Here is an 11,818-nt window from a genome sequence, read left to right as displayed (position 1 = left end):
CGAAAATGAACAAACTCAACTCAATGACTTCAGTGGCAGCATTATTAGCACTTTCAGTTGCAGGTGCTACGCAAATGGCTGTAGCAGCAACCAATACAACAACTGAAGTACATGCAACTAAAGCAGCTGATGGTAAATGTGGTGAAGCGAAATGCGGAGCTAACAAAATGAAAAAACATGAAAAATCTGCGGAAGCAAAATGTGGAGCAGCTAAAAAAGCAGCAGATGGTAAATGTGGTGCAACTAAAAAAGCAGCGGACGGTAAGTGCGGTGCAGATAAAAAAGTTGCTGATGGCAAGTGTGGCGCTAAGTAAACCATCTGATCATGGATGATGTCGGCCTTCTATTAAGTGTCGGCATCATTTCCAAAAGGAGAAGTCACCATGATGCAGTTGAATGGTGTAGGGCTTGGTTTAAGACGTGACTTTATAAATGCATTTCTAACGGCAAAAACATATCCCGACTTTATTGAGGTTGCCCCAGAAAATTGGTTAGGTTTTGGTGGTCGACATGCAAAATTACTCGCACAATGTGCTGAAAAAGCGCCATTAATTTGTCACGGCTTGTCATTATCTATTGGGGGGCCGCATCCACTTAATATCGAATTTATAGGTCGAGTAAAAAACTTTTTAGAGCAATACGAAGTGCCTATTTATTCTGAACATTTAAGCTATACAAATGATGGTGGCTATTTATACGATTTGTTGCCAATACCTATGACAGAAGCCGCTGTTAAATATGTGGCTGAACGCATTTTGCGTGTACAGGATATTTTAGGGAAAAGATTAGTCATAGAGAATGTTTCTACTTACGTCATGCCGAATGCCGAAATGAGTGAAGCCGAATTTATTCGTGAAGTGATTCAACATGCTGACTGTGATTTGCTTCTTGATGTAAATAATGTCTATGTCAACAGTACCAATCATGGTAGCGATGCATTCGGATTTATTCAGAACATGCCAAAGGAACGAATTCGTTACTTACATATTGCTGGACATGAAAAAGTTCAGAAGAACTTATTAATCGATACCCATGGGGCGGAAGTTTGTGACCGTGTTTGGGAGTTGTTGAGATATACCTATCAAGTATGCGGAATAAAACCGACATTATTGGAACGCGATTTTAATATTCCATCATGGCAAGAATTAGAAGAGGAACTCGCCAAAATCAAACTCATTCAACAACAGGAGACTGGCTATGAAGGGAAATCAAATATCCTTCCAAACCATGCAGCAACAGTTTTGTGACTGGATTCGTGACCCTGATTTGGAATTACCTCAAGCACTTCCTCCTCAAAGAATGCAAATTTATCGGGACTTACTTTTTAATAATGTCAGCTCATTTATTGAGTTAGTTTATCCGGTAGCTCGTGCGATGTTGCCAGAATTAAAGTGGCAGCAATTGCTGTTAGAGTTCTTTCAAAAAGCTAAGAGCCGCTCACCTTTATATAATGATATTTCTTTAGAATTTAGAGAGTATTTAACAGAGCAACAGCATCCAATATTGCAAGAATATCCTTGGTTGGCTGAATTATTGCAGTTTGAATGGCTTGAACTGTATTTAGATACTGTCGAAATTGAAAATGATGTTTTACACGAAAATTGTGCTTGGCAGTTAACCACCAAAGTATGGGTATTGGTTTATCAATATCCCGTTTATACGTGGACGACTTTGATGACGCCACAACAAGTTGAACTTGCACCAGGTGCAGTAATGGTCTGGCGCGATCAACAAGATAAAGTATGTATAGAACAGCTTTCGCCTTTGTTTGCTATGCTGATTGAACAGTTAACGAAAAATATAGCGTTAACTGACCATGATATTTTCATACTCATTCATTCTGTACTTACTGACTTGTCTGAGCCTGAAATTTATCTGCAAATTCAAGAACTCAAAAACCTCTTAACACGACTAAAATTAATTCAAATTCCCCATGATTTTAAAGAGGTACAAGGATGACTTCGGCCGCGGCATCACATCATGACGACCTAGGGGATCAACTGCATAACCCAGCCTTTTTACAAGATTTAAGGCAGCAAATGATTAAATTTGCTTTTTTACAGTTGTCCTCACTTCCGCAAGCTGAAGATGTGGTGCAAGAAGCATTAACGAGCGCTTTTCAACATTTAGATTCATTTAAAGGGCGAGCTGCGTTCAAAACATGGGTATTTTCTATTTTAAAAAATAAAATTATTGATGTACTTCGGCAAAAGTCGCGCTTGGTTGCCATGTCTGAATTATTTAAAGACGAAGAAAGTGAACTCAGTGTTGATGAATTATTTGATGCTTCAGGACACTGGCATAAATATGAAGCACCTCAAGCATGGCAAAGCCCTGAAGAAATGATAGAGCAGTCAGATTTTTGGATAGTTTTTGAAGCTTGCTTAGATCATTTACCAGCCAAATATGCTCAAGTTTTTATGATGAGAGAAATGATAGAGCTGAGTTCTAACGAAATTTGTAGCAAGCTGGAGTTATCTATTTCAAACTTTAATGTGTTGATGTATCGAAGTCGTACCCGTTTACGGGAATGCTTAGAAAATAAATGGTTACTGAAGGAGCATTGTTCATGTTGACATGTCGACAAGCCACTCAACTGTTGTCTGAAAAACAAGATAGACCGCTTTTTTTACGTGAGCAAAGTAGTTTACAACTGCATTTGTTGGCATGCCGATCATGCCGCCGTTATGCAAAACAGATCAAAACAATTAGTCAGCTTTCCAAAGCATTTAAAAATTTGGATAACTAACTTTAGTTAAAAATTTATTTATTGCTGGCCTTAACAGGTTAAAAGCTTACATACTATAAAAGTAAAGGAATTTTTAAGACAGGATGAAACGTGAATTTAAAGAATCTTGAAGCATTTTATTGGGTTGTGACGTTAAATAGCTTCAATAAGGCGGCAATTAAATTACAAACGACGCAGCCTGCTGTCTCTCAAAAAATCACATCTCTTGAAAATGAATTAGGTTTTAAGGTTTTAGACCGAAGCTTGCGGCAGTTTAAACTGACCCATAAAGGTATGACTTTATTTAAATATGCCGAAAAGTTTATGCGTTTAGAAACCGATCTGGTCGCAGAGCTTACCGAAAACCAGCATCTGACGGGAACCATACGTTTAGGCGTTTCCGAAACCATTGTGTATACGTGGTTGGTTGAATATATCGAAAAAGTTCAACAAGAATTTCCAAAAGTTTCGGTCGAAATTGTGGTTGACCTGACACCTAATTTACAAGAAGGCATTCGTACAGGTGACTTGGATATGGCCTTTTTACTTGGCCCAACCTTGGCTTTTGAATGTATTGAGCAGTCCCTTTGTAACTTTGAACTCAGTTTCTTAGCAGCACCATCGTTTAAAGGTGGAATTGGGCAAATGTCTTTTAAAGCCTTAATGTCGCATACCATTTTAACCTATCCAAAAATTACCTATCCCTATAAGGAATTAAAGGCCAAAATGAAAGAACAGGGCATTGATGAGCCGCTTTCAATTACCAGTTATTCATTAGCGACGTTGTTGCGTCTTGCTGAGCAAGGTTTAGGTATTGCAGTCGTACCGACCTTAACGGCTTTAAAGGAAATTACAGACGGGCGATTGGAAATATTAGATACGCCTATTCGCTTAAAAACCTTTCATTTCACGTCTATTTATATTCACGGAAATGACGTTGCCTTGAAAGAAAAATTAACCGAGGTCGCTGTTAAAGTCTCAGCGAGTGCCATGAAAAGGCTGAATGAGCAAATTAAAAAATAAGTAGAATCGGTGATCTTTTCATCTCATTTTTCTTCTCTAAATTATCGCTGCTTGTATGCAAAGTCATAAAGGCAGCTTATGAAAGTCGATAAGTAAAATTTATCCTGACTTTTAATGAAATTAAAAAATAATAAAAATTAAATACTTATAAATTTTAATTTATGTAAAAAGTCTTATTGTCCGTAGGGATGAGCTATGTTTTTATTTGAGATACAAGATTTGATCACCGATTAAGTTGATTGGGGAATAGGGAATCTTTGTCATTTTAAAGGATTAAAGAATATCGTTTGGGACAAAAAATGGTGTTCTTGGTTCAACTTGAAATAGCGTTGTTAAGCTCAAATGGATGAGGAACGCATTAATATGTCTTTACTAAAATCTTCTTTTTTATCAGATCGCCAATGGGCCATTGTTGCCTCAATCTTTATGATGGCGACCTCTGCAATGGGGCCCGGATTTTTAACCCAAACTGCTGTATTTACAGTAAAGTTAGGCGCTGCATTTGGCTTTGCAATTTTAGTTTCCATTCTCATTGATTATGTCGTTCAACAAAACATTTGGCGAGTGGTCACACTCACTCAAATGCGTGCATCAGATATTGCCAATAAAGCATTACCGGGTAGTGGTTATTTACTGGCGTTTCTGGTGATTTTGGGCGGTTTTTTCTTTAGTGTCGGTAACATTGCAGGTGCGGCTTTAGGTTTAAATGCACTTTTTGGCCTAGACACAAAGTGGGGCGGTATTTTAAGTGGTGCTTTAGCGATTTTGATTTTTGCATCAAGAAAAGCAACGCTTGCCATGGATAAAAGCATGATTGTGTTGGGATTGCTTAAAATCCTTCTGATTATTATTGTTGCCGTCATTGTAATGCCTCCAGTTGGGCAAGCTGTACATCAAACCTTTGCTCCAGATCATATCGACTTTGCCATTATTACCACTATTGTTGGCGGTACGGTTGGTGGCTATATCTGCTATGCAGGCGCACATCGTTTACTCGATAAAGGCGCGGTTGGCCCTGAAAATATTGATGAAGTTGCAAAAGCTGCGACCAAGGGCATTATTGTTGTCGGTATCATGCGCTATGTGCTGTTCTTAGCATTCTTAGGTGTGGTGGTGAGCGGTGCAACTATTGATTTAGCGAGCCATGATGCCAATCCGGCAGCTCAAGCATTCCAATATGCAGCGGGTACATTTGGTTTTAAATTATTTGGTTTAATTTTCTGGGCAGCAGGTATTAGTAGCACCATCGGCGCAGCATATACTTCGGTTTCATTCTTTACTGCATTTAAAAAGAATTTAACTCCAAAACAAACCAACTATACGACCATTACCTTTATCGCATTGGCTTTATTGTTGTATGTGTTATTGGGTGCAACTCCAGCAGGTCTGCTCATTTTTGTAGGTGGTTTTAACGGTTTGGTGTTGCCAATTGGTCTTACAATTTTTGTGTATGTTGCTGCATGCCGAAAAGATTTGATGGGTAATTATAACTATCCAAAATGGTTACTTATTTTGGGTGGTTTAACATGTCTGTTGACGTGGTGGATGGGTTATATGTCATTTACGACAGTATTTAACTATTTGACCAAGCTTTAAGCCAGACTGCGTAAAGTAATAAAGGAATAATGCCATGTTTGTAGATTTAAATAGTGATTTGGGTGAAAGCTTTGGCTCATGGAAAATGGGTAATGATGACCAGATTTTACCAGTCGTGACCAGTGCCAATATTGCTTGTGGCTTCCATGCTGGCGACCCGCTGGGTATTTTAAAAACGGTTCGTAAAGCAGTGGAGCTTGGCGTAACTATTGGTGCTCACGTGTCTTACCCAGACCTTGTAGGCTTTGGCCGCCGTAATATGGATTTATCACGTGATGAACTGATTGCAGATGTGCTTTATCAAATTTCTGCACTGGATGGCTTGGCTAAAGTGGCAGGTTCAAAAGTGCAATACGTTAAACCACATGGCGCACTTTATAACACTATTGCACATGACCAAGCACAGGCAGCTGCAGTAATTGATGCGATTAAAATGTATAACCCTGAACTGGTTTTAGTGGCTTTGGCAGGTTCGAACTTAGTGGAACAAGCACGAGCGGCTGGTTTAAAAGTGGTATCTGAGGCATTTGCAGACCGTGCTTATACCAGCGATGGTTCATTGGTATCTCGCCGTCTAGAAGGTGCGGTTTTACACGACTCGGCATTTGTCGCAAGCCGTGTGGTGTCTATGCTTAAAAATGGTGGAGTTGAGTCAATTGACGGCGTATTTACCCCAATTCAAGCCGACACCATTTGCTTACATGGTGATACCGACGGTGCGCTAGAGATGTCGGCAGCCATTAAAGCCGAGCTTGTAAAAAATAATATTGAAATCCGCCCATTTGTAAACAAAGCATAAGGATGAGCATCATGTATAAGGATATTAAAGTCGACCCAGCTCAGCTTGAAGCCGCTTTAGATGCGCGTTTAAAAATCCGTGCAGGTTTCGATAAACCAACAGCGGGCATGGCCGCAGGTATGACGCAGGTCAACATGATCTCGGTGCCAAAAGAGTGGGCATATGACTTTTTGCTCTATGCACACCGTAACCCTCAAAGCTGCCCAGTGCTTGATGTGCTCGAAGAAGGCATTTATGCAACTAAGCTTGCAGCAGACTCAGACATTCGAACCGACTTTCCGCGCTATCGCATTTGGAAAGATGGCGAAATGGTCGATGAAGTGACCGATGCAAGTGAGATTTATAACGCTCATCCTGATTTGGTGACTTTCTTAATTGGCTGTAGTTTTTCGTTTGAAACCGCTCTGCAAGAAGCGGGTATTGAAGTTCGCCATATTCATGACGACACCAATGTGCCGATGTATTTGAGCAACATACAGTGTGAACCAGCAGGGCGTATTTCAGGAAATATGGTGGTTTCCATGCGACCAATTCCATCCCATCAAATTAGTGAAGCGGTACAAATTACATCGCGTATGCCAAGTGTGCATGGTGCACCTGTCCATATTGGGCACCCTGAAAGCTTAGGCATTAAGGATGTAAGCAAGCCAGACTTTGGCGATGCTTCTCGTATTGAAGCAGGTGAAATTCCCGTGTTTTGGGCGTGTGGGGTAACACCGCAAGCTGCGGTGATGAACTCGAAAATTCCTTTTGCGATTAGCCATGCACCGGGTCATATGTTTATTACCGACATTCCTGACCGCGCTTGGATTGGCTAATTGGACTAAAGAAGAATTAAAAGGATAAGCAAATGCGTTTTTTATCGGTAAACGCCGATTGTTTCTTGATTGAGCTTGCGAGCCTAGAAGAAACTTTGGCGTTGTACAATAAATTGCAAAATACGCAATTGAATGGAATTAAAGACTTAGTCCCTGCTGCCAAAACAATTTTGGTTTTTTTCAATGAGATCGAAACCAACTTTAAAACGCTGGTTGCTTCAATTCAGAGCCTTAAAGTTGATTCTGGATTTGAGCGCAGTAGCCAAGAAGTGATTGTTACGATTCGTTACGATGGCGAAGACCTTGCTCAGGTTGCCGAGTTACAAGGGCTGTCTGTAGCTGATGTGATTAGAAAACATCACCAAAGTGTGTGGAACGTGGCTTTTATTGGTTTTGCGCCGGGCTTTGCTTATATGAGTAGTCCCGATAAGCCTTTTACCGATATTCCACGTTTAACTATTCCCCGTAAAAAAATACCGTCAGGCTCTTTGGGTTTGGCTGGAAAATACTCTGGTATTTACCCAAAAGACAGTCCGGGTGGCTGGCAGCTGATTGGGACAACATCAGAAAAAATGTGGGATTTAGAGCGTAAAAATCCTGCATTGTTGTTACCGGGCATGACTGTACATTTTGAAGATGTTACGCATAGTCCAACCACTGTAAATGTACCGCAGCAAATCACACATAAGGTTGAGCCGAAACAATCTCTGCCACTATTTACGATTACTGCGCCAAGTTTACAGATGCTCATTCAAGACGAAGGGCGCCTAAACCAGACCAATATTGGGGTTGGTGTAGCGGGTGCAATGGACTTATCTGCCATGCATAGTGCTAACCGTATTGTCGGTAATCCAACCGATACACCAGTCATTGAAGTTTTAAATGGCGGCCTAAAAGCCAAAATGCAGCATGCTGGCGTTATTGCGGTGGCTGGGGCTATTTCAAACATTCGTGTGAAATTTGCCGATGGTCAAACCGCAGACTTTGCAAGCTATCAACTGATTGATTTGGATGAAGGCGATGAATTTCAAATTCAGCCACCAACAGCAGGCTTAAGAAACTATTTGGCTGTTCGTGGTGGAATACACGTTGAACCAGTACTGAATAGTGCTTCGTTTGACAGCTTGGCAGTATTAGGGCCAGAGCCTTTAAAGCTTGGAGATACCATTTATCAAGGACAGGTGAAGGCGGCCAACATTAGCGTAAATGAAGTGGGCAAAAGCGATTTGCCAAAAGTTGGTGAAATGGTTGAGCTAGATATTGTAATGGGGCCACGCACAGACTGGTTCGAACAAGACAGTATTGAACTGCTCTGTCAGCAAGAATGGCTCGTGACCAATGAAAGCAACCGAGTTGGGCTCAGACTTTCAGGTGAACAGCCCCTAACTCGCAAAATTACCTACGAGTTGGAAAGTGAAGGCACTTGCATTGGCGCTTTGCAAATTCCACCGAGTGGTCAGCCCGTTTTGTTTATGAATGATCATCCTTTAACGGGCGGATATCCGGTCATTGCCTCTGTTGCTAAACACCATTGGGACTTGGTGGCACAGATTCCGGCAGGTTGCCACATCAAATTTAAAAAAATTGCCGAATTTACAGATTTTGAGAATGAATGATGAATACAGAAAAATTATTGATTGCTAACCGTGGTGAAATTGCTGTTCGTATTATTCATGCTTGCCGTGATATGGGAATTGCATCGGTGGCGTTATATGCAGATGACGATATTGGCAGTATGCATGTCGAACTTGCAGATGAAGCATGGGGCTTGGCTGGTGCGACTGCTAGTGAAACCTATTTAAATATTCCTGCCATTATTGAAGTTGCAAAAAAATCGAAAGCAACCATGATTCATCCGGGTTATGGCTTTTTATCTGAACGTGCCGAGTTTGCTCAAGCCGTGATTGATGCAGGTTTAAAATGGGTAGGGCCATCACCAAGTGCCATTGAAAAACTAGGCGATAAAATCGAAGCACGTAAAATTGCTGCTTCGGTGGGTGCGCCGTTAGTTCAGGGTACGCAAGACCCACTCAACAATGCAGATGAAGCTTTAGAGTTTGCCAAGCAGTTTGGTTTGCCGATTGCCATTAAAGCCGCATTTGGTGGTGGTGGCCGTGGCTTAAAAGTCGCGTGGAAACTCGAAGAAGTCAAAGAACTTTATGAGTCAGCAGTACGTGAAGCAAAAGCTGCCTTTGGCCGTGGTGAGTGTTTTGTCGAGCAATATTTAGATAAACCGCGTCATGTAGAAGCGCAAGTCATAGCCGACCAACATGGCAATATTGTGGTGCTTGGTACACGTGATTGTTCGTTGCAACGCCGTAACCAAAAGTTAGTCGAAGAAGCGCCAGCGCCATTTATTAGCGATGAGATTTATCAACAAATTTTAAGTTCGGCAAAAAATATTTGTCAGGCTGCAAACTATGTGGGTGCGGGAACAGTTGAATATTTACTGAGCCGTGATGGAAAGCTTTCATTTTTAGAAGTAAATACGCGCTTGCAAGTTGAACATCCAGTGACTGAAGAAACTTCAAAAGTCGATTTGGTGGTTGAGCAAATTCGCGTGGCACAGGGCCATGAGCTTTCGATTAAAGAAACACCAAAAGCACAAGGTCATGCCATTGAGTTTCGTATAAATGCCGAAGACCCAGCACGTGGTTTTATTCCGGCCTTTGGCGTGTTGAGTTTGTTTGAAGCGCCGTTTGGTAACGGGGTACGCGTGGACACAGGTGTTCGCACTGGTTCATTAGTTTCTAGTCACTTTGACTCACTCATGGCAAAACTGATTGTGACGGGTCCAACCCGAGAAGTTGCAATTGCTCGTGCTAAACGTGCTTTGAAGCAATTTAAAATTGAAGGTGTGGCTTCAGTTTTAGACTTCCACCGTGCGGTACTTAATGAACCTGACTTTACAAATGAATTTAATGTACATACGCGTTGGATTGAAAATGACTTTAAGCAAGAGTTAAAGCCAACCAAACGTGGTATTCCAAACCATCAACAACCGATGTTACTCAGCTACATTGAAATTGATGGCAAGTTACACCGTTTAGGTTTACCTGCGGGTATGTTTGCACAAGGCCCAGTAACCGCAGCTCAAGCGCAGATTGCCGAGCCAGAAGTCAGTGCCGAGCATTTACTTGCCCCAATTAATGGAGTGATTAGCGCTTGGAAAGTCGAAAATGGTGAGCAAGTGACCGAAGGGCAAGTAGTTGCCATTATGGAAGCCATGAAAATGGAAGTGCAGGTACTGGCACACCGTAGTGGTGTGATTCAGATTAGCGCAGAGAAAGGTGCGACCTGCCATGCTGAAACCGTGATTGCGAGTATTAATTAATTATTTACTTTATTGATTGTTTATTAATTAATTGAGTCGATGGTTTTAACCTTTCATTAACCAATTTCAACTTGAAAGCCTGTACTGGTTATGAGATATTTATCACAGTTAAGTGATATAAATATTGATCACTGTATTTAAAGCTCGCTTATGCGAGCTTTAATTTTTAGCCCAGTTTAAGCATTTCTCACTTAATGAGCTGGCTGCATAAAAAATAATTTGAGAATTTGGCACTCACTCAAAGGCGAATTGAAGAAAGCGAATGAAAATTCTACCTTCATCTGAATATGATCAAATTCTAAAATACAGTGTTTATTGGCTCGTCATATCCATTGTGATTGGAGTCGTCGCGGGGCTGGCATCGACCTCAATTTTTGTGGCTTTTGATATTTCAAATAAAGTCAGAAGTTTGCATCACTGGCTCATCTACTTTTTGCCTTTCGTGGGTTTTGGTATTGGTTATCTCATTAAAAAATATGGATCGCCCATTGAACGCGGAACACATTTACTCATAGATGAGATTCATCAACCCAAGTCGTTTATTCCAAAACGAATGAGCCCCATCATTTTTATTACGTCAATTTTAACGCAGTTATTTGGTGGTTCCGCAGGGCGTGAGGCACCAGCGGTACAGCTTTCGGGTGCTCTAATTGATCACTTAAGCCATATTTTAAAAATCTCTGAAGACAATCGCAAAATCTGTTTAATCGCCAGTATTGGTGCTGGTTTTGCTGGCGTGTTTGGTTTGCCTATGGCTGGTGCAATTTATGGTTTAGAAATTACCGCTTTAGGTAATTTAAGATACTCAGCTATTTTTCCATGTTTTGTGTCTGCTCTGATTGCTTCCACCATTCCTGAGCTATTCGATATAGTTCATCCACATGTTTTTTACGTCATAAGTGAGTTTCCAGCCATTCATTTTGGCACGCTCATGAGCTTAATTGCAGCGGGGTTAGTATTTGGCTTTGCTGCACGTTTCTTTATTGCTGCCATTCATTTGGCGAGTGACCTCTTTTATAAATACATTCGCTATTTGCCATTAAGAACAATGGTAGGCGGTATTATCATTATGCTACTTACGTTGTTCACTGCACATCAGCAGTACAACGGTTTGGGTACAGATAAAATCATTGCATCTTTCTATGTGCCGATTGAATTTTACGACTTTTTTAACAAGACTGTTTTTACAGCCATTACTTTAGGTTCAGGCTTTAAAGGTGGTGAAATTACGCCATTGTTTTATGTTGGTGCGACATTGGGTAATGCTTTAGGTGCAGTTTTAAACCTACCCATTTCACTGCTTGCAGGCTTAGGGTTAGTCAGTTTGTTTTCAGGGGCAAGTAAGGCACCGTTAACGTCTATTATTTTAGCCATAGAGCTATTTGGAATGAATGTTGCCACTTATGCGATTATTACCTGTTTATTAGCTGCACTATTTTCAGGGGATTGTGGGTTGTATCGCCGTAAAAAGCTGATGGATTAGAAAGGGTTTTAAATAGGCTTGATTATAATCTGGCCTA

12 protein-coding genes are annotated in these 11,818 nt (G+C 41.0%); all 12 read left to right on the top strand.

Annotated elements, in window-relative coordinates; translation table 11 throughout:
- Positions 1-5 precede the first annotated feature (5 nt).
- The 12 genes from ACLCEG_RS03945 to ACLCEG_RS03890 all read left to right on the top strand — a co-directional run bounded on the left by ACLCEG_RS03945 (position 6) and on the right by ACLCEG_RS03890 (position 11,781).
- A complete protein-coding gene (locus tag ACLCEG_RS03945) occupies positions 6-314 on the top strand; it encodes a hypothetical protein (RefSeq protein WP_004702533.1) in 309 nt (102 codons plus the stop codon).
- A gap of 69 nt (positions 315-383) precedes the next feature.
- Positions 384-1,247: a DUF692 domain-containing protein gene (locus tag ACLCEG_RS03940; RefSeq protein ID WP_410566005.1), complete on the top strand. Its 864-nt coding sequence runs from the start codon at positions 384-386 to the stop codon at positions 1,245-1,247.
- Positions 1,198-1,959, top strand: coding sequence for a DUF2063 domain-containing protein (locus ACLCEG_RS03935; RefSeq protein WP_410566002.1), 762 nt, complete (start codon positions 1,198-1,200; stop codon positions 1,957-1,959). Before ACLCEG_RS03940 ends, ACLCEG_RS03935 begins: the two co-directional genes overlap by 50 nt.
- Positions 1,956-2,576 (top strand): RNA polymerase factor sigma-70, encoded by a 621-nt coding sequence (locus ACLCEG_RS03930; RefSeq protein WP_410565999.1) that lies wholly within the window; start codon positions 1,956-1,958, stop codon positions 2,574-2,576. Before ACLCEG_RS03935 ends, ACLCEG_RS03930 begins: the two co-directional genes overlap by 4 nt.
- Complete coding sequence (locus ACLCEG_RS03925; RefSeq protein WP_004702527.1) at positions 2,570-2,749, top strand: zf-HC2 domain-containing protein; 180 nt, start codon at positions 2,570-2,572, stop codon at positions 2,747-2,749. The genes ACLCEG_RS03930 and ACLCEG_RS03925 overlap by 7 nt, the downstream gene beginning before the upstream one ends.
- A gap of 90 nt (positions 2,750-2,839) precedes the next feature.
- Positions 2,840-3,751: a LysR family transcriptional regulator MumR gene (gene mumR, locus ACLCEG_RS03920; RefSeq protein ID WP_077168284.1), complete on the top strand. Its 912-nt coding sequence runs from the start codon at positions 2,840-2,842 to the stop codon at positions 3,749-3,751.
- 342 nt (positions 3,752-4,093) lie between these two features.
- A complete protein-coding gene (locus ACLCEG_RS03915) occupies positions 4,094-5,347 on the top strand; it encodes an NRAMP family divalent metal transporter (RefSeq protein WP_077164203.1) in 1,254 nt (417 codons plus the stop codon).
- 34 nt (positions 5,348-5,381) lie between these two features.
- A complete protein-coding gene (locus tag ACLCEG_RS03910) occupies positions 5,382-6,146 on the top strand; it encodes a LamB/YcsF family protein (RefSeq protein WP_174744805.1) in 765 nt (254 codons plus the stop codon).
- A gap of 2 nt (positions 6,147-6,148) precedes the next feature.
- Entirely contained in the window at positions 6,149-6,964 is an 816-nt protein-coding gene (locus tag ACLCEG_RS03905) for a putative hydro-lyase (RefSeq protein WP_410565995.1), read from the top strand.
- Positions 6,965-6,996: 32 nt separating this feature from the next.
- Positions 6,997-8,580 (top strand): 5-oxoprolinase/urea amidolyase family protein, encoded by a 1,584-nt coding sequence (locus ACLCEG_RS03900; RefSeq protein ID WP_410565992.1) that lies wholly within the window; start codon positions 6,997-6,999, stop codon positions 8,578-8,580.
- A complete protein-coding gene (locus ACLCEG_RS03895) occupies positions 8,580-10,298 on the top strand; it encodes an acetyl/propionyl/methylcrotonyl-CoA carboxylase subunit alpha (protein ID WP_410566553.1) in 1,719 nt (572 codons plus the stop codon). Before ACLCEG_RS03900 ends, ACLCEG_RS03895 begins: the two co-directional genes overlap by 1 nt.
- Positions 10,299-10,560: 262 nt before the next feature.
- Positions 10,561-11,781, top strand: coding sequence for a chloride channel protein (locus ACLCEG_RS03890; protein WP_039255009.1), 1,221 nt, complete (start codon positions 10,561-10,563; stop codon positions 11,779-11,781).
- Positions 11,782-11,818: the final 37 nt, after the last annotated feature.

The organism is Acinetobacter sp. H1(2024) (assembly GCF_046557555.1).
Classification (GTDB): Bacteria; Pseudomonadota; Gammaproteobacteria; order Pseudomonadales; family Moraxellaceae; genus Acinetobacter; species Acinetobacter seifertii.
Note: the sequence above shows the minus strand (reverse complement) of the source record. Positions and strands in the feature narration are given on the sequence as shown.

What these genes read in the sequence shown, in the direction of transcription:
- ACLCEG_RS03925 (WP_004702527.1), top strand. Translation starts at nt 2,570, where the DNA reads ATGTTGACATGTCGACAAGCCACTCAACTGTTGTCTGAAAAACAAGAT.
- ACLCEG_RS03895 (WP_410566553.1), top strand. Translation starts at nt 8,580, where the DNA reads ATGAATACAGAAAAATTATTGATTGCTAACCGTGGTGAAATTGCTGTT.
- ACLCEG_RS03910 (WP_174744805.1), top strand. Translation starts at nt 5,382, where the DNA reads ATGTTTGTAGATTTAAATAGTGATTTGGGTGAAAGCTTTGGCTCATGG.
- ACLCEG_RS03915 (WP_077164203.1), top strand. Translation starts at nt 4,094, where the DNA reads ATGGATGAGGAACGCATTAATATGTCTTTACTAAAATCTTCTTTTTTA.
- ACLCEG_RS03890 (WP_039255009.1), top strand. Translation starts at nt 10,561, where the DNA reads ATGAAAATTCTACCTTCATCTGAATATGATCAAATTCTAAAATACAGT.
- ACLCEG_RS03930 (WP_410565999.1), top strand. Translation starts at nt 1,956, where the DNA reads ATGACTTCGGCCGCGGCATCACATCATGACGACCTAGGGGATCAACTG.
- ACLCEG_RS03900 (WP_410565992.1), top strand. Translation starts at nt 6,997, where the DNA reads ATGCGTTTTTTATCGGTAAACGCCGATTGTTTCTTGATTGAGCTTGCG.
- ACLCEG_RS03945 (WP_004702533.1), top strand. Translation starts at nt 6, where the DNA reads ATGAACAAACTCAACTCAATGACTTCAGTGGCAGCATTATTAGCACTT.
- ACLCEG_RS03935 (WP_410566002.1), top strand. Translation starts at nt 1,198, where the DNA reads ATGAAGGGAAATCAAATATCCTTCCAAACCATGCAGCAACAGTTTTGT.
- ACLCEG_RS03905 (WP_410565995.1), top strand. Translation starts at nt 6,149, where the DNA reads ATGAGCATCATGTATAAGGATATTAAAGTCGACCCAGCTCAGCTTGAA.
- ACLCEG_RS03940 (WP_410566005.1), top strand. Translation starts at nt 384, where the DNA reads ATGATGCAGTTGAATGGTGTAGGGCTTGGTTTAAGACGTGACTTTATA.